Here is a 20,721-nt window from a genome sequence, read left to right on the forward strand (position 1 = left end):
CCGGTCCGTGCGGGACTAGCGCAGTGACTGCGGAACGCGCCGCAGCTCGCGGGTGTCATATCCCATCGCGGCGATGCGTTTCACCGCCTGCGCATAGTCCTCCGCAGAGACCTGCGGGGTGCGCGCCATGTACCACACGTAGTCGCGCTTGCTACGCGCCACGATGGTCTGCTGGTAGTCGCTATCGATCCAGGCAATGACGTACTCGGCCTGAATGGGCCATACGAACTGCATGCCCCAGATGGCGCCGTTGCCTTCCTTCTCGACCCTGCCGATCGGGTGCATCGATCGCTGTGGTGCGTCGAAACTGCCCTTGCGATAGGTGAAGGTGGTCTGGATGCGGCCGTCCGGCCGCGGCGCGTAGCTTTCAATGGCGTCAAACGCTTCGCGTTCTGGCCAGGAAGGGATATGGGCGATGACGTACCAGTCGCCCATGAAGCGGGGAACGTCGACCGCCTGCGGTCGCGGCAGAGGGCGCAGGTCACTTGAACTGCAGCCGGTGCCGAACAGGGCGATCGCCAGGAACGAGAGCAGCGGAAGGGGGCGCATGGTGACCTCAACGTGGCCGGAACAGGTAATGGGCAACCAGCCACTGCTGGCCGTTGTCGTAGCCGAACAACTCGGCGCAGGCCATCCAGAACATGCGCCAGCGGTTCCACCATTGCCTTGCCGCCGGCCTGCCATAGGTTGCCTCCAGGATCGGCATGATGCGTTCACGCGCGGCATCCTGGTTCGCCAGCCAGTGGTCAGCCGTACGCTGGTAATGCGTGCCATCCAGCAGCCAGCGCCGCTGCAGGCGCAGGTCCTGCTGGAAGTGCAGCAGAGTGTCGGCAGCGGGCATCAGCCCACCCGTGAAGAAGTGCCGCCCCATCCAGTTGTCGCCGCCTTCGGTTTCAAAGGGGTACATCAGGGTGCGGTGGGCGAAGATGTGCACGAACAGCGCGCCGTCGGGCTTCAGCCACTGCGCGATGCGTGACATCAGCTGCGCATGGTTGCGGACGTGCTCGAACATCTCCACCGAAACGCAGCGGTCGAAACGGCCCGCGGGCAGCTCCAGCCGGTTCACATCGCAGGTGATCACCTCGACATTGCCCAGCCCGCGCAGCCTGCACTGTTCAAGGATGTGCTGGCGCTGGCTGTGCGAATTGGACACCGCCGTGATGCGCGCGCCCGGGAAGCGCTCGGCCATCCACAGGGTCAGCGAGCCCCAGCCACACCCCAGTTCAAGGATGTGCTGCCCGTCAGCCAGGCTGGCACGCTCGCCGTAGAGCTCGAGCATGGCGACTTCGGCTTCGTCCAAGGTCTCGCGACCACTCGGGTAGTAGCAGCTGCTGTATTTCAGGCGCTTGCCCAGGCAGGCCTGGAAGAATGCGGCGGGGACTTCATAGTGTTGCCGGTTGGCGGCATCGACATGAAGCGCGACCGGGCTGCCGGCCAACTGCTCAAGGCACTGGTTGAAGCGCGCGGACTGCGCCTCGATGCCCCCGGCACTCTCTTCCTGGAGGCGTTGGGCGCACAGCCGGCGGATACCGGAGCGCAGGGCCACATCCGGAATGAGGCCGCGCTCGGCCCAGGCGATCAGCCCGGTTTCCGGATCGGCAGGCGTTGCGAGCGATGTGGCGACAGTCATGGCAGGTGCTCCTTGGACGAACGCGGGAACCACGGGAAGAACATCGGCGTGCTGCGCTGGTAGTCGCGGTAGTCCTCACCACGGCTGCGCAACGCCTGCTTTTCGGTGAAGGGAATGCCGCTGAGATAGCGCAGGAACAGGTACATCAGCACCGGTCCTGTCCAGGCAAGCCAGCCCAATGGCGAGCCGGCCGCGAGCAGGACGTAGGTGAACCAGTGCAGCCATTCGAAGAAGTAGTTGGGGTGCCGCGAGTACCGCCAGAGGCCGGTGCGGCAGGTGCGCCCCTTGTTGGCCGGGTCGGCGCGGAACCGTGTGAGCTGATGGTCGGCCAGCGCCTCGCCGCCGACGCTCAACAGCCAGACTACGGCAGCGGCGGCAACCCAGCCCGCCGCGGCGGGCGAGTCGTTGCTGGCGACGGCCACGAATGGCAGGGAGAACAGCACGATCAGCAGCGCCTGGGCGATGAAGAAGCCGAAGATCTTGCCCTGGTGGCTCTGCCAGTGATCTCGCAGGTATCGGTAACGCCCGTCCTCGGCCTCGCGCCGCACGCGGCTCCACAGGTGCAGCGCGAGTCGGCCGCCCCACAGGCCGCCCAGCACCGCAAGGGCCACACGCGGCAGCGCGGCGCCGTCACCGAGCAGGGCCAGTATCAGCGCTGACGCAGCGACGCCCTTCGCCCACAGCACATCGACGATGCCGATGTTGCGGTGACGGCGTTGCCATGCCCATCCCCAGGCCATGATGAGCAGGGCATACAGGGCAACCCAGGGCAGGGCGTTCATGGTCGGGCTCCGGCAAACGGTGGGCGGATGGCCAGCCTCGACCAGCGACGCGCAGCGATACACAGCAGCGGCAGGGCGATGCTCCAGCCGATACCCAGCGTCAGCAGGCCTTTCCAGGCCGGGGGCGAAAGCTGCACGGCGTCGAAGCCGCGGCTGGCGGACAGGTACGCCAGCGGGGCAAGCAGCAGGCCAAAGCACACGGGGAGCGCCGTGTTCCGCTGCAGGAAGGCCATCGATGCATTGATCGTCATCGCGAAGGACGCCCAGAGTGCGAGGATCCAGGGCGGTGGCATCCAGCCCAGGGGCGCAGCGGCATAACGCACCACGCCCGCGGCGGCAGCGGCGCCATCGACCAGCCACGCACAGGCCAAGGCCAGGACCAGCAGGCGGAGCTCGACCCGGGGCAGGGGACTGGTGCTGAGCTGGCTGGCCACGAACAGTGTGGCGGCCAGCAGTGCTGGCCATTGCAGCCCGCGCCCGGCGCCAGCGACCGCGCACAGCCAGACCGCCTGGTTGCCGAGCAGATTGAGCCAGGTGCGGCGCATGTCAGTGTGCACCCCTGGCGTGCGCGCTGCCCCGATGGCCGGGGCGTGCCAGCAGCAGGTGTGAAACGCCGATCGAACGTTCCAGGAAGCCGCCCTCGCAGTAGGCCAGGTAGAACTCCCACAGACGGCAGAACCGCGCGTCAAACCCCTGCGCATGCACTGCGGGAAGCTGTGTGAGGAATCGCTGGCGCCACGCCCGCAGCGTGAGGGCATAGGAATGGCCGAAGTCCTGCTGCGCCAGCAGCTGCAGATCGCTGGCACGGGTCTTGGCGGCCATGATCGCGTTGATGGAAGGGATGAAGCTGCCGGGGAACACGTGGCGTTTGATGTAGTCCACGCTTCGGCGCGCCTGCTCATAGCGGTGGTCTTCAATGGTGATCGCCTGCAGCAGGGCCAGCCCGTCCGGCGTGAGCAGCCGTTGCAGGGTGGCCATGTAGGTGTCCAGATACTGGGCGCCGATCGCTTCGATCATCTCGATCGAGACCAGCTTGTCGTACTGCCCGTCGAGGTCGCGATAGTCCTTCATCAGCAGGGTGATGCGATCCTCCAGACCCGCGGCGCGCACCCGTGCCGTGGCCAGCGCATGCTGCTCGGCGGAGATCGTGGTGGTAGTGACATGGCAGCCGTAATGCTGCGCGGCATGCAGTGCGAACCCGCCCCACCCCGTGCCGATCTCGACCACCCGGTCTCCGGGTGCCAGGCGCAGCTGCTGGCAGATGCGATCGAGCTTGCGCCGCGAGGCGTCCTCGAGCGTGTCCTGCTCGCTGGCGAACAGCGCCGATGAATACATCAGGTCCGTTGACAGGAACAGGGCGAAGAAGTCGTTGCCGAGATCGTAGTGAGCCGCGATGTTGCGCCGGCTGCCTTCGCGGCTGTTGCGGCGCAGCCGGTTCCAGCCGCGCAGCAGCCAGCCGCCGATGCGTGCCGGGCCACGTTCCATGCCGTCCAGCAGATCGCGGTTGCGCACCAGCAGGCGTACCAGCGCAACCAGGTCGTCGCATTGCCAGTCGCCATGGATGTAGCTCTCGCCGGCGCCTACGCTGCCTTGTGCGGCGACCTTGCGGTAGAACGCCGGGTCATCGATGGTCACAGTGACATGCAGTTCCCCCGCAGCGTCGCCCAGCAGTGTTTCGCCGAGGGCATCCCGTACCCGCAGCTGGCCTTCGCGCAGCGGTGCAAGCTGGGACAGCAGGCGTTGGCGCAGGTATGCGTCGAGCGCGCCGGCCCGGGGCATGGCTGCCGATGGAGTCATCTCGTTCATCGCGGTTTTCCGGCAAGTGAGGGGTGGTCATGGACCGGGTTGCGCTTGAGCCACAACCGCAGCGCATGCCAGTGAATCGCCGCAACGACCTGCACGGTCATCAAGGGATACAGGGTGAGCACCTTCGCCAGGCCGCGCCCGTCCAGCGGTCGTCGCTGCATGTGCTGCGTGGCGTCGAACTGGCGCACGCCCTCCTGCAGAACCTGCATGTGGACCCTGAGGTCCTCGCCGGGCGTGCTGAACCGCCAGTCGTAGGTGCAGTCCATCGCCATGAAGGGCGACACATGGAAGCGCTTCTGGAACTGCCAGCGCAGTGAGCCCGGCTCGCTGGCCGCTTCTGCCACTGACAGGACGTAGGCGTGGCGCTCTTTCCAGGGCGTATTGGTGATGTCGGCCACGATGCAGTCCAGTGTGCTGCCGTCAGGCTGGTAGCAGTAATAGAAACTGACCGGGTTGAAGACGTGCCCGCCGAAGCGCAGGTGGGTCAGCAGGCGGATGGGGCCCGCCGGGCGATGACCCCGCACGCCTGCGACATGGCGGCGGACCGCCTCGGGAAGCGGCATCGAGGGGTCACCGAAGTAGTCGCTGCGCCGGAACTCCGCCAGATTGCGGCGGTTCAAGGACCACAGCCATCGTCCGGCAAAGATCGTGTCCAGCTCGTCGAGATCAAGCAGCAGCTGCGCGACCGGGTAGCGGAAGGCGTGCGCGTGCGGCTGGTGCCTGCGGTGTATCACGTGGCCGAAGTAGAGGGCGCTGGCGCTCATGCGGCGGCCTCGTCCTGTGTCATGGGACGTGGCTGTGGCGAACAGGTCCGCATTGCGTCGACGACACGACGGGCACTGCGGATGCCATCTTCGTGGAAACCCCACCCCCAGTAGGCTCCGGCAAACCAGGTGTGGCGGCGGCCCTGTACGTCGGCCCAGCGCTGCTGGGCTCGGACTGCAGCATGATCGTGCACCGGGTGTGCATAGCTCATACGACGCAGTATGCGGCGTGGGTCGATCGCCTCGGTGCGGTTGAGCGTCACGACCAGCGTGATGTCGCCGGGCAGTCCCTGCAGCAGGTTCATGCAGTAGCTCACGGTGCAGGGAGCGGCGGGATCGCGCGGCACATGCGCGTTCCATGCAGCCCATGCCTTGCGGTTGCGGGGCAGCAGGGACGCATCGGTGTGCAGTACGACGTCGTTGGGCTGGTAGCGGATGGCACCGAGTACGTCACGTTCGATCGGATCGGCATCGGCCAGCAGTGCCAGCGCCTGGTTGCTGTGGCAGGCGAGGATCACTTCATCGAATCCTTCCACGCCTGCAGCGCTGTGCACGCGCGCGCCCCAGGGCATCCGCTCGACGGCGAGGACGGGACACTCCAGGCGCTCGTGCACCCGCCAGCGGCGGCGCAGGGCGTCCACGTAGCGCGCCGAACCACCTTCCACCACGCGCCACGGCGCGCGGCCGGTCATCTGCAGCATCTGGTGGTTGGCCATGAACTGGGCCAGGTAGCGTGCGGGGAAGTCCAGGACGGTCGCCGTCGGCGACGACCACAACGCCGACGCCATCGGCAGCAGATGCTCGTCGACGAAGGCCTTGCCATAGCGCTGGCTGCGCAGATAGTCGCCCAGCGTTGGGCCTTCCCGCTCGGCCAGCAGCAGCGGCGCATCTCGATAGAAGCGCCGCAGGTCGGAGAGCATTCCCCAGAAGCGCGGCGAAACGAGGTTGCGCCGCTGGCAGAACAGGCCGTCCAGCGAGGTGGCGTTGTACTCCACGCCCGAACGCTCGCTGTGCATGGAGAAACTCATGGTGGTGGGCCGCGAGGTGACGCCCAGCTCGTCGAACAGCGCGCTCAGCAGTGGATAGTGCAGCGGATTGAACACGATGAACCCGGTGTCCACAGCCATCCGCGTCCCGCCCAGCTCGAGGTCGTGGGTGTGGGTGTGTCCGCCGAGATAGTCGTTGGCCTCGAACAGCGTGACGTCATGTTCGCCGTCCAGCCACCATGCACTGGCCAGACCAGAGATTCCCGAGCCGATGACTGCGATGCGCATGTCAGTATCTCGCCTTGTCCAGGACCCACGCAGGGATGGGTTTGAGCCCGCTGACCAGCCGCAGGGCGGCCATTGCGCGCAGCCCGTACCAGGTCATGTCCACCTCCCACCAGCGGAAGCCCTGCCTGACCGAGCCGGGAAAGAAGTGATGATTGTTGTGCCAACCCTCGCCGAAGGTCAGCAGTGCCAGCCACAGATTGTTGCGGCTGTCGTCACGGGTATCGAAGCGGCGCCGGCCGAAGCGATGCGCCAGCGAGTTGATGGTGACGGTGGCATGGAACAGGACGACGGTGGAAATGAAGAAGCCCCAGACCAGAAGCTGCGGCCCGGACGTGTGCAGGCCGGGCGCTGCCCGTTCGAGCAGTTCGCCTAGTACATAAAGGCCTGCCGCCAGCAGTACCGGCACCGCGATGTCGAAGCGGTCCAGCCAGCGCAGTTCCGGGAACCGGGCCAGATCAGGCACCCGGGCAAGGTCGGTGGTGAACGCCTCGCGGGTCAGGAACCAGCCCATGTGACTGCGCCAGAATCCGCGCTGGCGTGGGGAATGGGGGTCCTGCGGCTGGTCGGCGTGGCGGTGGTGATGCCGGTGGTGCGCGGCCCACCACAGCGGGCCGCGCTGCACGCTGGAAGCGCCGATCACCGCGAATACGAACTGCACCCAGCGCGGCGCCTGGAAGGTTCGATGCGAGAAGTAGCGGTGATAGAACGCGGTGATCGCAAACATCCTGATCGCGTAGAGCGCAGCTGCCACGGCCACGGCGATCCAGGACACCCCCACCCAGATCACGCCGAGGCAGGCCAGGTGCATCAGTGCGAATGGCACCGCGCGCAGCCAGTCGATCCGATCCGCACGCCCACTGTCGGTGTCCATTGCAGTGCCGGCGTCGAACCAGCGCCGGATGGTGCTCAGAAGGCGTTCGCGTCGGCTGCGGAGGGGCGCTGCGGAAGCCATGGGGCGGATCTCGAGAGAGGCGTGTGTTTCTCTACGCAGCAGGGCGGGAAATGGATGCGCCTCGTCGCAGATTCTTCGTCTTCCTGTTTGTCTTCACTTCGCCGTAACGGCGCACCCGGCGACCAGAGGCCGCGCCCACGCCTGCTGCCACTGGCTGTCCGGCTGGGGCGCAGGCGGGCTGTCGAAGCTCACCACCACGGCGGGGTAAGTGCCACGTGCATCGCGCAGGTTGCTGGTGCCGCGGAACTCCAGCAGGCGACGATCGGCCTCGGCGTAGACCAGTGACAGGCGTGGGGCCACGCCGCCATACCAGGTGTCCAGCTGGACCTCGAATGACTGTGCAGCCAGCCCGCGCCAGCGGTTCGCACCACGCCAGCTGACCTTGACCGGATAGAAGCGCTGGCGCCCGGGGACGAGAAAGGGCAGGGTCACCTCGGCTCCCTGCAGCAGCGGTGTCCAGTGCTGGCGCACGGCCGCATCGAAGCCGGCATCGACGACTGCACCGGCAGGCGCTGGCAGGCGTGCCTGCCGCGATGTGGACGAGGCACTCTCCTTCCACGAGATGCGGACTGTATCGCTGGACATCTCCACGTCAGCCTGCTGACCGGAGCGCTGGGCGAGCAGCCGGTAGCCGCGCGCCAGCGGCCGATCCGTGGCCGCCATGTGTTTTCTTGCAAAGGGCTGGCCGTCCGGGCACAGGTACTGGACCCAGCGCTCGGCGCCTTCCGTGGCGCCCCGCTGCCAGTGCATCTCGCGGTAGGCCACCCGGCCATCCGGCAGGGTGGCGATGCCCTCGTTGTGCAGCAGGGTGGCCGAGAGTGCGTGGCAGGGCAGGCACAGCAGCAGGAGAGTGATGCGCATCGAAGGCGCTCCGGCGGGGGGACGTCCTGGCATACGCGGCAGGGCCGTTGCTGGATGCAGGTCGGCGCTGCATCCAAACGGGCCCGTGGCCCGTACTCAGGACAGACCTTCACCAGCCCGCCGCGACCGCAGATGTACCCTGACGCCGCCAGCCCTCCCGTTCCCTTCGACACCGCCCGCCTCGTGTCCAGTTCCCAGCAGCCCAGCACTGACGCACTGAACTGGACCGGTGACATGGACGCGGTGGCGCGGTTGCGCGACCGCGACTGCTTCATGCGCATCTATGACCACTTCATGCCCAGGTTGTGCGTCTATCTGCGCGGACTCGGCGTGCCGGATGCCGTGGCTGAAGAGCTTGCGCAGGAATGCCTGTTGAAGGTGTGGCTGCGCGCTGGAGACTACGATCCGGCGCAGGCGGCACTGAGTACATGGCTCTACCGGATCGCCCGCAACCTGCATATCGACCGGGTCCGGCGCGAGCGCAGCTGGATGCAGGTCCAGGCGGCCGTCGAAGAGGCCGCTGCCGCGGACCTGGTCGAGCGCAGCAGCGCCGAGCAGTTTGCCGACCATGCACGGCTGCGCCAGCGCATCAACGAACTGCCGGCCGTGCAGGCGCGCATGGTCCGGATGTCGTACTTCGAGGCCAAGAGCCACGGTGAGATCGCCTCCATTCTGGGCATGCCGCTGGGGACCGTGAAGTCGCATCTCCGCCGCGCATTCCTGCGCCTGCAGTCGCGGATCGGAGGTGCGCAATGAGCCCGCACCACCATCTGCACGAATCGACGTTGATGAGTTATGCGGCCGGCGCACTGCCGGTGCCACTGAGTATCGTCGCCGGCACGCATCTGGAGCGCTGCCCGGTGTGCCGGCAGCGCCTGCGGGAGGCTGAGGCGATCGGTTCGGCGCTGCTGGAACACACCCAGCCTGCGCTTGCCGAAGACCGCCGGGACGCCCTGCGCGAGGCCATGCTGGCCCATCTGTCCTCGCAGGCGGTCTCAGCAGCGGCCGAGCCATCATCGCCACGGGAGGTGCCGCATGAACGGCCGGAGGCTGATCCGGACTACCTGCCGGCATCGCTGCACCCGTATTTCGGCAGGTCACTGGCAGCGCTGCGTTGGCGCTGGATCGCGCCTGGCGTGCACTGCATCCGGGCCGAACAGATGCCATCGTTGATCATGCTGAAGATCGCCCCCGGAAAGTGCCTGCCGATGCATAGCCACGGACAGAGCGAACTGACGCAGATCCTGCGCGGTTCCTACAACGATGCGTTGGGCCTGTTCGCGCCTGGCGATGTCGCGGATCTTGACGAGGACGTTGAGCACCAGCCGGTGACGGCGCCGGGCGTGCCATGCATCTGTGTATCCGCGCTGGATGCCCCGCTGGTGTTCAGTGGTTGGCTGGCGCGCCGCATCCAGCGTTTCGTGAAACTCTGAGCCCCGTGGACAGCCACGCCGCCCCTGGCCGCATGAAGCTGCTCGTTGCCGGTGCAACAGGGCTGGTGGGGCAGGGCGTTGTCCTGGCCTGCCTGGAATCGCCCCGGGTGCAGCGTGTCACGGCACTGGTCCGCAGGCCGGGCAGCCGGCCGGGGCAGCAGGTCGCCGAACTGCTGCTCGCCGATTTCCGGCAGGCCGCCGGCAGTGTTGACCTGTTTTCGGGATTCGACGCCTGCCTTTACTGCGCCGGAGCGCCGCCGGTGGGAACCCGCGAAGCCGAGTACCGCGCGGTGACCTTCGATGCCACGCTTGCCGTGGCTTCGGCGTTCGCCCAGGCATGTCCGCAGGGGCGCTTTCTGTACGTGTCCGGGGCTCATGCTGATCCGCAGAGCCGCATCATGCCATTGCGGGTGAAGGGGCAGACCGAACAGGCGCTGGCCCGCTTGCCGATCCGTACGGTGATGTTGCGACCAGGCGGTGTCCAGCCTGTTGCAGGTACAGGCACGGTGCATTCGTGGATGAAGCCACTCTATGGTGTCGGCGCCCCGGTGCTGGGGCTGGTCGCACGCATGGCCCCTTCCATCGCGACCAGCAATCTGGCCCTGGGGCGGGCGATGGTTGCATTGGCCGACATGCCACAGCCGCCGGGCGTCGTTGAGTGCGCGCAGATCAACCGGCTCGGAACCAGGCAAGGCCCCTGAGCCGGCGCGCGCCCCGGTCCGTCAGCTGGAGGACGCCAGCACGCCGCGGATCGATTCGGCCAGATCGGCGCGCGTGAATGGCTTGCTCAGCAGCGCCGCAGAGCGGCCCGCGCCCCCCGGGGCGTCATGATCGCGCGGATAGCCGGATGTGAACAGAATCGCCACCTCAGGCCAGCGCTCCCGGACTTCGCGACCCAGTTCCCAGCCGGACATGCCGGGCATCACGATATCGGAGAACAGCAGATCGATGCGCGCGTCCGGGCGTTCCAGCAGGCGCAGCGCGGACGGCCCGTCATGTGCCTCCAGCACGCGGTAGCCCAGCTGGCGCAGGGCGTCGACGGTGTATGCGCGGACATCGTCATTGTCTTCAGCGACCAGGATGGTCTCGCCGCGCTGTTCATAGCCGGCCAGGCCCGCTGCCGGCGCGGGAGATTCACAGGGCAGTGGCAGCGGCGAGCGCGGGAACATCATGGTGATGCTGGTTCCTCCGCCCTCCACGGAGTCGATCAGGACGTGGCCGCCGGACTGCTTGACGAAACCATGCACCATGGAGAGCCCCAGGCCCGTGCCACGCCCCACCTGTTTCGTGGTGAAGAACGGCTCGAACACCCGCGCCAGCGTATCGGCCGGCATGCCGTGGCCGTTGTCGCGGACACGCAGCATTACGTACTCGCCCGGAGCCGCATCGGGGAACAGGGCGGCGTAGTCGCCGTCGAGATGGCTGTTGTCGATCTCGACCTTCAGCCGGCCGCCGCTGGGCATCGCATCGCGTGCATTCACCGCGAGGTTGAGCACGGATGCCTCCAGCTGCGCGACGTCCAGTTCCACGCACCAGATGCCGGCAGCCGTGCTGATCTCCAGTCGCACCAGCTCGCCCAGCGCCCGCTGCAGCATGTCCTGCATTCCGAGCATGCAGTCGTTGAGGTTGACGGCCTGGCTGCGCAGGGGCTGGCGGCGCGCGAAGGCCAGCAGCCGCTGGGTCAGGCTTGCCGCGCGCGAGACGCCCTTCAGGGCGTTGTCCAGTGCGCGTATGGTCGCCTCGGCCGACGCTCCGGGATGGCCGCTCAACAGCATCGCGTGCTCGACGTTGCCGGAGATGACCGTCAGGATATTGTTGAAGTCATGGGCGATGCCGCCGGTCAGCTGCCCGACGGCCTCGATCTTCTGCGCCTGCCGGAGTGCATGCTCTGCCTGTAGTCGTGCGGTGGTCTCCACGGCTTCGGACACCACCGCGGTGACCTCGCCGGCGCCGTCCTGCAACGGACGGAATGAAACGTCGAAACTTCGCCGGCCGGTGGGCAGCTCCAGTTCGAGCGAGTGCAGGGAGCTGCGCCCACTTACGGCATCGGCAACCGCCTTGTCGATCACCTCGCTCATTCCGGGCGTGGTGGTGAACCAGGGCGTCTGCCAGTAGGGGGTATCCACAACCTGCGCCTTCTCGGCCAGCACCGCGGCCAGCGAGGCGACGTTGGCGTCGACGACACGCCCGGACAGGTCAAGCAGCACCTGATGCTGGAAGCTGGACTCGAAGATGGACTGCAGACGTCGCTTGCTGGCCCGGAGCTCGGCGGTGCGCGCCTGAACCTGCCGCTCCAGCGACTGGTTGTCCTCGCGCAGGGCCAGTTCGGCGCGCTTGAGCTGGGAAACGTCGCTGCCCACGCATATGTAGCCGACCACGCGGCCATCGGCTGCGCGCTCCGGTACGCAGTCCATCTGTACGAAGCGCGTCTCACCGCTGCGATGGGCAAGACGTGCCTGGAAGTTGGCGCGCTCTCCCTGGAGGACCTGCTGCAGGCTGGGCAGCGCCTCCTCGAAGGCTGAAATCCCACTGATCTCGCGCGCAGTCCGTCCCTGCAGTTCGGCCAGGCTTACCCCGTGCCAGTCGAGAAACGCACGGTTGGCGAAGCGGAAGCGGTGTTCGTGATCGAACTGCGCGATCAGCGCCGGAACCACGTCGGTGATCTGCTGCAACTGCGCCTGGCTGTCATTCAGCGCCGCCTGGGCCTGGGCCAGCTTGCCACGCTCGTGCGCCTCCTGCCGTGCACGCCGTATCGCGTCCGGCAGTCGTTGCAGCCGCTGCTTCACCACGTAGTCGCGCGCGCCACGGGTCAGGGCCTGCACCGCCAGTTCTTCGGTAAGCGTGCCGGAAACAAAAATGAATGGCGTATGGGGGACGCGTTCGCGCGCCAGGGCCAGGGCCGCATCGCCATCGAAGCCGGGCAATACATGATCGGCGAGGATGACGTCATGCGTGCCGCTGTCGATGGCATCGAGGAAGCCCCGACGCGTCCATACGCGCTCCGCCTCGAAATCCAGGCCGGCCCGCAGCAGCTGGGCGGAGATCAGCTCCGCATCGAGTGCGCTGTCCTCCAGCATGAGGATGCGCAGGCGCTCGCCGCGGTCGGTGATATCACCCATGGTGGTGTCCCGAGCCGTTCGGGCGATGCGGCGGTGGTTGATTGGTGATTCCCCAGAACATGCCAAGACCCTGGATCGCGTCGAAGAATTCCTTGAAATCCACGGGCTTGACCACGAACGCGTTGACCCCCAGTTCATAGCTGCGGATCAGATCCTGCTCCTCCCGCGACGAGGTCAGCATCACGATCGGGGTGCTGCTGAGAACGGGATCGCCACGAACCTGCTCGAGCACCTCCAGTCCATTGACCTTCGGCAGCTTGAGATCGAGCAGCACGACCACGGGGCCGCCATGGCGGGCACCGGAAAAGGCGCCCTCGCATCGCAGATAGTCCAGCGCCTCGGCGCCGTCACGCACATGGATGACATCATTGAGCAGCTGGCAACGCGACAGCGCGGCCAGGGTCAACTCAGCATCCTTGGGGCTGTCCTCGACAAGCAGGATCGGCCGCAGGTCCCTCATTGAACATCTCCAGAATGCAGGGGCAGGGTGAAATGGAGGGTGGCGCCTTTGCCCGGCTCGCCCTCGGCCCAGGTGCGGCCGCCATGGCGGCCGATGATGCGGCGCACGTTGGCCAGGCCGATGCCGGTACCTTCGAATTCCTCGACATGGTGCAGCCGCTGGAACACGCCGAACAGCTTGTCCACATAGCGCATGTCGAAGCCGCAGCCGTTGTCGCGCACAGTGAAGACATCCTCGCTTTCCGAGCGCTCGTGCGCCACTGCGATCACCGCGTGCGTGCGCTCGCGGGTGAACTTCACTGCATTGGACAGCAGGTTCTGCCAGACCAGGCGCATCATGGTGGGGTCGGCCTCAACCTGGGGCAGGTCCCCGATCTGCCAGTGGACGTCGCGTCCGTGGTATTCGAACTCCAGCATCTTCCGCACATCCTCCACCATGGCTGCCATGTCGATGCGTGCGCGACCCAGCGTCGAGCGGCCCATCTGGGAGAAGCTCAGAAGATCATCCACCAGCGTGCCGGCCGATTTGGCCGAATCGACGATGGTGTCGAGGAAACGCCGCTCGGTCTCGTTCAAGCGCTCGGCTGCCGAGCTGCCCAGCAGTTCGGAATAGCCCACGATATGCCGGAACGGGGCGCGCAGATCATGGCTGATGGAATACGAGAACGCCTCCAGCTCCTTGTTGCTCCGCATCAGCTGCTCGTTCAGTTCGGCCATCTCTTCCGCCTTGCGCAGCACGATGTCGACGATGGCGTTGCGCATCTCGAGCGCCGCATCGCAGTCGGCCTCGTTCCACGGCAGGCTGCGCTGCTGCACGGTCTCTTTCCATGCCTCGAAGGAATGCCGTGGCGACAGGGCGTCGCTGCCGCCTGCGCTCTTGCGTGGATCGCCACCCCATCTGACCGTGCGTACCACCTCTGGGCGGAACCACATCAGGTAGCTGTCATGCAGCTGGGAGATGGATACGGCGATCACGCCGCTGGCAACATCGCTGAACTGCTCCGCAGGCGGCCAGGCCGCGGTCAGATGATCGGTGACGTACATTTCCTCGCCCACGTGCGCGGTCGCGAGCCACTGTGCCAGCGCAAGTACCTCCGGATTCCCGGGGCATTGGCCCAGGCGCACGCAGTCGTTCCTGTGCACGATGGCCGCGCCCTGCGCGCCGGTCAGTGAAAGCAGGCTGTCAGGGTCCCGGCGGAGCGCGGCCATGAAGTCCTCGTCGCCGGCCATGCGGCCCAGCAGCTTGACCAGCAAGGACCGGCGCCCGACCCGTTCCTCAACGGCGCGTGCGCGCTGCTTCAGTGCGATCTGCAGCGACAGGATCTGCCCCATGAACTCGCAGGCCGTGCGCACGTGATAGGGCAGCCGGCGCGGCTGTGCGCTGTGGCACGACACCAGCCCCCACAGCTGTCCCTCGTGGATCAGCGAGACCGACATCGATGCCGCCGTGCCCATGTTGCGCATGTACTGCAGGTGCACCGGCGAGACGCTGCGGAGCGTGGAAAGGCTCAGGTCGGTGGGCGGGGCCTGGCGATGATGCCCGGCCCGCACCAGGGGCACGGGCGTGTAATCGCAATCGGCGATCAGCCGCACCCGGTTATGCAGATACAGGGCGCGCGCCTGCGCCGGAATATCCGATTCCGGGAAGCGCAGATCAAGATACGAAGGCAGGATGCCGTTGCCATCTTCGGCCACGACGGTTCCATTCCAGCCGGCGTCGAACTGGTAGACGAGCGTACGGTCGAATCCGGCGATCCTGCGTATGTGCGCAGCCGCCAGCTGGCAGAGATCCTCGACCGTCACGGCACCCTCGATGGCGAGCATCAGTTCGCGGATCGCGGGGTACAGCTCCTCCAGCGAGGCGGGTTGACCGGCAACGGGGGCTTCCAGTTCGATCAGAAGATCGTCATCTGAACGATGCGCGAGCAACTGGTGGCGCCCCAGCCCATCCAGGTGGACCGCGCCCAGGTGCAGCGTGCCGCCGGGTGCGATGTGCCGCAGGCGATGTACGAAGGGACCGATCACACCGCCCAGTGCGTTCTCGACATGCTGCATCAGCGGATCACCGTACTGGCGCAGCGCGATGGGCTGGCTAACGGCACATTCCCGCACCAGCAGCGTCAGCGGATCCAGCACCAACAGCACGCCGTAGGGCTGGATGGCGCCCGGTGTGTGGATGGGTTCCCGCGCACAGTCCGACAGTGCATCGTTCCAGGTGCGATCAGTGGAAGGCATCAAGGGCGGTACTCATGATTCGTGACGGGCCGGGCGGAATGGAATGGTGACGGAAAATGCTGCGGGCGCATACCGTCCGGTCGATGTGAATGCCTGTTCACGCATTGCTGAACACTTCAGCTGCGCAACGCCGCACGAATGCAAACGCCTGTTGAGCCGCGCTGCAGGCCTGCTGGCGTTGCTGCTGCGTGAGGGGTTCCGCATCCAGATGCGCGCGGGTGATCCGCCATTGCTCGGCCACGCCTGCAGGCGAAGGTGCAAGGTGACGGGCGCCATGGCCGGCACCCAGCCCCAGCGCGGCGGCGTACTTGAGCAGGACAGCCGAACCCAGGGCAGAACCCTCGACGGTATACAGCCAACCCAATGCCGACGCACGGGATGCGTGCTGCAGCCTGGGACGCCAGGCATGCGCGCGTGGCAGCGGGGCGCCCATATCCAGCAGATCCTGTTCAACCAGCTGCAGTCGTGCCGTTGCCGGAAGCATCAGCCCGTCCATGTACAGCGGCGCGGCGGCGTGGTGGAAATGCCATTGGACCTGGAGAAAGCGCCCGTAGCGCAATGTGGATTCGAACAGGCGTTGCCCGATCAGGAACGCATCGAGGCTGCCGTGCACCGACCGCGTGGCGTCCCTCAGGTACACGCTCAACGGACTACCGGCAGACTGCTGGCAGCGGGCGGGTGGATCGGAGGACGGCAATGGACTGTGCATCTGCGGCACCCTAGCAGAATCGGTCCGCGGCCCGCACAAGATTTCGCGGTCACTGCATGTGCACTGCACACCCGCTGCACGCCGGTTTCCATAACGTACGCAGGACACTTCCACTGGCGCTCCGTCGTGAACCTGCACACACCCCCGAACACGTCCCACTCCATGCGCGCGATGCCGGACAGCTGCCAGTTCCAGTTGCTGGATGTGGATCTTCTGCAGGACCCCGGCACCCGCCGCATCGTTCACCTGTATTCCATGGTGGCACGCTGCCTGCGCTGCGAGACGGTGTTCAAGGCGGTGGAGGGGCAGGGCCTGGTCAGTATGTCGGCCATCCGCGTGCTGCGCTGCCCGACCGGCTGCGGGCAGCAGTCGCTGAAGGGCGCGACCCTGCGCAGCTGGCAGCCTGCGCCTGAAGCAACCGCCTGAAGCGCGCACCGCCTTACAGGGCCCCGGGGTTGGCCTGCCACACCGCGTAGTTGAGTACGGCGGCGAACCCTACCCACAGCAGATAGGGCAGTAGCAGGATCGCCGCCAGCGTCCGGATGCGCGCGAAGGCAATCACGGTGGCGATGATGAGCGCCAGCAGGGCCAGGATATCCACGAAGGCGAGCGCACCCTGTTTCCATCCAAAGAACAGCCAGCTCCATGCGGTGTTGGCTGCCAGCTGCACGACGTAGAGCACCAATGCCACCGTGTTGGGACGCCGTTCCTTCTCGCGCCAGACCAGCCACGCGGCCACTGCCATCAGCGCGTACAACACCGTCCAGACCGGTCCGAACAGCCCGGCGGGAGGCGCCCACGCGGGCAGCGACAGGGTGGAGTAGAAATCCGATGCCGAGATCGAGGCCCGTGCGCCAAGCGCCGCTGCCACGAAGGTCAGCGTAAGCCAGCCGGCCAGTCCAAGGGCCTGCGTTGTTCGTTTCATCGGGCATCCTCGCGTGGGTCTCGAACCAATACGAACGAGTGGCACGTTTGGATGCAGCGCCGGCCGTCAGTCCCCAGGCGCTTGTTGCGCAGGGGCCGCCGAGGCGGGCAGCAGGGAGGGGCGCTCATCAAACCACTCGCGGGCCTTTGCCAGGTGCCAGCGGCGCTGATCGCCGTCGAGCTCGAGGCCGGCGCCGAGCACGCCCCAGCGCAGATAGAGATCGCCGCGCTTGTGCTGACCGGGAAGATCGAGGCGGGCGCGGACGGACCACCGGTCATTCTCCGCAGTCAGCTCGTCCAGGGTGAGATGCCCCGGCCGCCAGCGCAGTGCGGTCTGCGCATCGACCTGGCCAGCGTCGAGCAGCGACAGCACCCAGCGCGGATAGTCGCCGCGCTCGGCAAACACCGCCAGCAGGGGCGAGGCATCGCTCATCGCCACGGCGCCACGTGCGTCCACCTGGAACGGCGACTGTGCATCGATGCGCCCGGACTGGATGTCGATACGTCCGCGCCACGGCGTCTTGCGTGCGACACCGGCCATCTGGATGTTGCGCAGCTCGACGGTGCTGCCGGAGACGTCGAAATGGCGGTCAGTGAAGTTGCCGCGGCGCAGGGCTGCATCCAGCTGCACGTCGCCGGCCAGTGACAGCCCGGCGACCTGCGCACGTGCCTGCCGGCCCAGCAGGCGGGCGCTGCCCTGGCCGATGCGACCATTGGTGTCCAGCCGCATCTCGCCGCTCACCTGGCCGGTGCCGCCGAGCAGCCGCACCTGGTCCGTGCCCAGATAGCGGTTGTAGGCCGCCAGGTCCGGAATGGTGGCGTCACTGAAACGCAGGTGCGCGCGCACACCGTTGCGCAGCTCGCGGATGCGCCCGTCACCACTCAACGTCACCTGCAGATCGCGGCCATCGAACAGCCGTGTGCGCGGCGCGTCCGTCGGGTTGGCAGTGAAGCGGGGCAGGCGTACCGACAGCTCGGCGCGGGTGGGCGATCCGTCCTTGAGCTCACCATGCGCGCTGGCCGTGCCCGCCATCGTCACGCCGGCAATACCGGCAACCGCTTTGGCGGAGGGAATGTCGACCGTGCTGCCCGCCACCAGTTCACCGTTGCGGAGCTTCAGATCCGCCTGCAGGACGCCGCCGCCATCGAGCTGCAGCCAGGGTTTGCGAACGAACAGCGCGGGGATCCAGTTGAGCGAGGTGAAGGTCCACTCGCCGCGCACCGTTCCCGAGGTCCGTTCGATCAACTGGTCGATCTGGCGGAAAGGAATCTCACGGCCAGCAATCCGCAGATCGGCGTCCAGCGCTGCGCCCGTTCCTTCCTTGGGAGGCAGCCGGGCCTGCAGCCGAATGTCGTCGGCGGTGTTGAGCTGCAGGGCCAGAACGCCACGGCCGGGAGCGCCGTCACCGAGCAGCAGGGGCACGTGCCACAGCGCGTGGCTGCCGGGCTGCAGGCGTCCATGGTCCATGCGGATGTCCATCTGCAGTCGCCCCGGCACCGGGGCACTGGCGATCCGCGGCTGCGCCAGGCCGGTATCCAGGCGCAGCCCCTGGCTTCGTGCGTTGACCTCGAGCGCAGCCCGCAACAGGCCCAGTTTGGTCAGGCCGGGCGCCTGGTCGCGGAAATGGCGGGGATAGCTGAAGCGGGACGTGAGTTCTGTGTCCCCCAGCAGCTGGACGCCGTCATAGCTGACGTCGGCGGCATCGAAGCGGACCTGGGAATCGAACAGTTCCGACGGACCGCCGCGCAGCTGCTTGAGGAAACCGACCGTTCCGGCTCCCTTGCCGATGATCAGCAGCTTGCCCAGCCGGGCACTGCGGATGCTGTCGCTATGGATGGCGTTGAAGCGCAGCGTCCACCCGCGGGTGCCGCGGGGGGGCGAGGGGACGACCTGATCGACGCGACTGACATCGGCCGAAACGCCGGTGGCCTGCAGCCGCGGCACCCGGACTTCGCGCCGGAACAGGGGGAGCAGGGCAAGGCGCGCACTGGCACGTTCCGCATGCAGCACATAGACCGTGTGGTTGACGTGGCCGCGCATGTGCACGTTCCAGGCGATCACGTGGCCCGGCACCAGTGTGATCGCCGGGCCCGTGGTCATCACGAACTTCTGCGGCTTGCGGTTGGTGACGTTGTCGAACAGCGGCGTGTTGAGGAAGACGTTGCCCGCCAACAGATAGGCTGCGTAGAGGCCGAGCAGGATGTAGAGCGCTGTGCGCCACCGGCGAGGCAAATGCTTGAGGTGCGCGCGGACTGCTGCCATGAACGCTCAACATGATGACGAACTCCGGCCACTATGGCCGAGTACCGTGGTTCACCATGTGAAGTGACTGGCGGCGCTGGTGCAGCATGGCCCAGTGCGGAAACCGCATGAAGGTGGCGGCGTTCCGCTCGCGCAGGCAGCCGCACTGAACCCTGTGCCGGACCAGCGATGGCTCAGAGCAGCAGCAATGCCCCGAGCAGCGCGGGCGGCATCACCAGTACGCCGATGCGCAGGAAGTCGAGCCCGCTGACATGTTCGCCTTCCCGACGCAGGGCCACCAACCACAGCAGGGTCGCCAGCGAACCGGTCACCGACAGGTTCGGGCCGAGGTCCACACCAATCAGCAGTGCCGCGCGCGTCTGCGCCGGCAGGTCGGCCATCTGCCCCAGTGAGCCTGCGGCCAGACCCACCGGCAGATTGTTGGCGAGATTGCTGAGCAGGGCTGCGGCCGAGCCGGCCAGCCACCCGGCCTGGTGGGGTGAGGTGCGGGCAAGGGACTCCAGCGCACTGGCCGCCATCTGTATCACGCCGGTCTGTGCCACGCCTTCGACCAGAACGAACAGACCTGCCACCAGCGGCAGCACGCCCCAGGACACGTTGCGCAGCAGCGGCAGCGGACTCTGGCGCTGGCGAAGGGCGACGGCGACGACGCTCGCGCTGCCTGCGCAGAAGGTCACCAGACCCAGCGGGCCGTTCAACGCCGACGTCACCAGCAGCGCTGAGCCGGTGAACAGCACGCCGTAAGCACTCAGGCGACCGCCAGCAGACAGGGGGCGATGTTCCGGCGCCGGGGCCAGTGGCTGCGCGATCTCGCGGCGGTGCACCCAGCGCAGGACCAGGTAGGTCGCACCGATCGCCGCCAGCGACGGCAACGCGAACTGCGCCAGCCACTGCTGCAGCGGTGGCATGTGCCTGCCATACACCACCAGATTGGCCGGATTGGAGATGGGCAGCACGAAGCTTGCCGCATTGGCGATGAACGCACAGACGAACAGGTAGGGCAGGGGATTGGCGCGGGCCGCCCTGCACGCGGCATAGACCGCAGGGGTCAGCACGACCGCGGTCGCGTCGTTGGAGAGGAATACTGTCACCAGCGTGCCCACCAGGAACACCAGGTCGAACAGCCGCCGCCCGGAGCCCCCCGCGTGCCGCACCGCGTACAGCGCCAGCCAGTCGAACAGGCCCTCCCGCCGCGCGAGCTCTGCCAGAACCATCATCCCAACCAGGAACAGATAGACATCACCGCCTTCGGCGACCGCGCCCAGGACCGTGCCGACCTGCATCACACCGGTCAGCGGCAGCAGCGCCGCCGCCACGACGGCCCAGACATACTCGGGCAGGCGGAAAGGACGGAACAGCAGACCCACGGTGGCGAGCGCCACCGCCGACCAGATGATGGCGGAGGAGTAGGAAGCGAGCATGGGGAGGGGGAGCAGGAAACGCGGCATCATACCGTGTGGGTCGCGCCGCGGCCGCGTGTGCGATGCGCACAAGGGGACTGCCGCAGGAA

20 protein-coding genes and 1 pseudogene are annotated in these 20,721 nt (G+C 67.0%); 5 read left to right on the forward strand and 16 right to left on the reverse strand.

The annotated features are described in order from the left end of the window. Nucleotides 1-15 precede the first annotated feature (15 nt). The 9 genes from AC5P5M_RS11105 to AC5P5M_RS11145 all read right to left on the reverse strand — a co-directional run bounded on the left by AC5P5M_RS11105 (nt 16) and on the right by AC5P5M_RS11145 (nt 8,069). Entirely contained in the window at nt 16-549 is a 534-nt protein-coding gene (locus AC5P5M_RS11105) for a lipocalin family protein (RefSeq protein WP_065175694.1), read from the reverse strand. Between the two features lie 7 nt (nt 550-556). Further along, nucleotides 557-1,630 (reverse strand): SAM-dependent methyltransferase, encoded by a 1,074-nt coding sequence (locus AC5P5M_RS11110; protein WP_065175693.1) that lies wholly within the window; start codon nt 1,628-1,630, stop codon nt 557-559. Further along, complete coding sequence (locus AC5P5M_RS11115) at nt 1,627-2,412, reverse strand: DUF1295 domain-containing protein (RefSeq protein ID WP_445394497.1); 786 nt, start codon at nt 2,410-2,412, stop codon at nt 1,627-1,629. The genes AC5P5M_RS11110 and AC5P5M_RS11115 overlap by 4 nt, the downstream gene beginning before the upstream one ends. Next, on the reverse strand, nt 2,409-2,957 hold the full coding sequence (locus AC5P5M_RS11120) for a DUF2878 domain-containing protein (RefSeq protein ID WP_053518549.1): 549 nt from the start codon (nt 2,955-2,957) through the stop codon (nt 2,409-2,411). Before AC5P5M_RS11120 ends, AC5P5M_RS11115 begins: the two co-directional genes overlap by 4 nt. A 1-nt stretch (nt 2,958) precedes the next feature. Beyond that, nucleotides 2,959-4,218, reverse strand: a complete 1,260-nt coding sequence (locus AC5P5M_RS11125; protein ID WP_495205871.1) for a class I SAM-dependent methyltransferase — start codon at nt 4,216-4,218, stop codon at nt 2,959-2,961. After that, nucleotides 4,215-4,982 carry a DUF1365 domain-containing protein gene (locus AC5P5M_RS11130; RefSeq protein ID WP_065182212.1) on the reverse strand — a complete coding sequence of 256 codons (768 nt, stop codon included), beginning with the start codon at nt 4,980-4,982 and terminating at the stop codon, nt 4,215-4,217. Before AC5P5M_RS11130 ends, AC5P5M_RS11125 begins: the two co-directional genes overlap by 4 nt. Continuing rightward, nucleotides 4,979-6,256 (reverse strand): NAD(P)/FAD-dependent oxidoreductase, encoded by a 1,278-nt coding sequence (locus AC5P5M_RS11135; protein WP_495205872.1) that lies wholly within the window; start codon nt 6,254-6,256, stop codon nt 4,979-4,981. The genes AC5P5M_RS11130 and AC5P5M_RS11135 overlap by 4 nt, the downstream gene beginning before the upstream one ends. A 1-nt stretch (nt 6,257) precedes the next feature. After that, nucleotides 6,258-7,208, reverse strand: a complete 951-nt coding sequence (locus AC5P5M_RS11140) for an acyl-CoA desaturase (RefSeq protein WP_495205873.1) — start codon at nt 7,206-7,208, stop codon at nt 6,258-6,260. Nucleotides 7,209-7,301: 93 nt separating this feature from the next. Continuing rightward, nucleotides 7,302-8,069, reverse strand: coding sequence for a hypothetical protein (locus AC5P5M_RS11145; RefSeq protein ID WP_495205874.1), 768 nt, complete (start codon nt 8,067-8,069; stop codon nt 7,302-7,304). 132 nt (nt 8,070-8,201) lie between these two features. Between AC5P5M_RS11145 and AC5P5M_RS11150 the strand changes: the two genes are divergently transcribed. The 3 genes from AC5P5M_RS11150 to AC5P5M_RS11160 are packed head-to-tail and all read left to right on the forward strand — an operon-like array spanning nt 8,202 to nt 10,203. Beyond that, a complete protein-coding gene (locus tag AC5P5M_RS11150; protein WP_065182216.1) occupies nt 8,202-8,825 on the forward strand; it encodes a sigma-70 family RNA polymerase sigma factor in 624 nt (207 codons plus the stop codon). Beyond that, the gene (locus AC5P5M_RS11155; RefSeq protein WP_277381768.1) at nt 8,822-9,502 is read left to right on the forward strand and encodes a ChrR family anti-sigma-E factor; all 681 of its coding nucleotides are present in this window, start codon (nt 8,822-8,824) and stop codon (nt 9,500-9,502) included. Before AC5P5M_RS11150 ends, AC5P5M_RS11155 begins: the two co-directional genes overlap by 4 nt. Before the next feature lie 32 nt (nt 9,503-9,534). Next, complete coding sequence (locus AC5P5M_RS11160; RefSeq protein ID WP_053518533.1) at nt 9,535-10,203, forward strand: NAD(P)H-binding protein; 669 nt, start codon at nt 9,535-9,537, stop codon at nt 10,201-10,203. Between the two features lie 21 nt (nt 10,204-10,224). On the opposite strand, the gene AC5P5M_RS11165 is transcribed toward AC5P5M_RS11160, so the two are convergent. From AC5P5M_RS11165 to AC5P5M_RS11180, 4 genes are all read right to left on the reverse strand, one after another. Then, complete coding sequence (locus AC5P5M_RS11165; protein WP_495205875.1) at nt 10,225-12,621, reverse strand: response regulator; 2,397 nt, start codon at nt 12,619-12,621, stop codon at nt 10,225-10,227. After that, nucleotides 12,614-13,081 carry a response regulator gene (locus AC5P5M_RS11170; RefSeq protein WP_053518529.1) on the reverse strand — a complete coding sequence of 156 codons (468 nt, stop codon included), beginning with the start codon at nt 13,079-13,081 and terminating at the stop codon, nt 12,614-12,616. The genes AC5P5M_RS11165 and AC5P5M_RS11170 overlap by 8 nt, the downstream gene beginning before the upstream one ends. Further along, on the reverse strand, nt 13,078-15,315 hold the full coding sequence (locus AC5P5M_RS11175; RefSeq protein ID WP_495205876.1) for an ATP-binding protein: 2,238 nt from the start codon (nt 15,313-15,315) through the stop codon (nt 13,078-13,080). Before AC5P5M_RS11175 ends, AC5P5M_RS11170 begins: the two co-directional genes overlap by 4 nt. A 97-nt stretch (nt 15,316-15,412) precedes the next feature. Continuing rightward, nucleotides 15,413-16,024: a biliverdin-producing heme oxygenase gene (locus tag AC5P5M_RS11180; protein WP_155761037.1), complete on the reverse strand. Its 612-nt coding sequence runs from the start codon at nt 16,022-16,024 to the stop codon at nt 15,413-15,415. 126 nt (nt 16,025-16,150) lie between these two features. On the opposite strand from AC5P5M_RS11180, the gene AC5P5M_RS11185 reads away from it, so the two are divergent. Further along, nucleotides 16,151-16,450 (forward strand): hypothetical protein, encoded by a 300-nt coding sequence (locus AC5P5M_RS11185; RefSeq protein ID WP_065175681.1) that lies wholly within the window; start codon nt 16,151-16,153, stop codon nt 16,448-16,450. Nucleotides 16,451-16,463: 13 nt separating this feature from the next. Here AC5P5M_RS11185 and AC5P5M_RS11190 read toward each other — a convergent pair whose 3' ends face one another. Further along, on the reverse strand, nt 16,464-16,949 hold the full coding sequence (locus tag AC5P5M_RS11190) for a TspO/MBR family protein (protein WP_065182222.1): 486 nt from the start codon (nt 16,947-16,949) through the stop codon (nt 16,464-16,466). A 66-nt stretch (nt 16,950-17,015) separates the two neighbouring features. Beyond that, a complete protein-coding gene (locus AC5P5M_RS11195) occupies nt 17,016-19,211 on the reverse strand; it encodes an AsmA family protein (RefSeq protein ID WP_495205877.1) in 2,196 nt (731 codons plus the stop codon). Nucleotides 19,212-19,288: 77 nt separating this feature from the next. Between AC5P5M_RS11195 and AC5P5M_RS11200 the strand changes: the two are divergent. Beyond that, nucleotides 19,289-19,360: pseudogene (locus AC5P5M_RS11200) on the forward strand (CGNR zinc finger domain-containing protein); the annotation flags it as partial. A 24-nt stretch (nt 19,361-19,384) separates the two neighbouring features. Here AC5P5M_RS11200 and AC5P5M_RS11205 read toward each other — a convergent pair. Beyond that, complete coding sequence (locus AC5P5M_RS11205) at nt 19,385-20,632, reverse strand: arsenic transporter (protein WP_053518519.1); 1,248 nt, start codon at nt 20,630-20,632, stop codon at nt 19,385-19,387. Between the last annotated feature and the right edge of the window lie 89 nt (nt 20,633-20,721).

This window comes from Stenotrophomonas sp. YJH_SMC_106-19 (genome assembly GCF_059368375.1).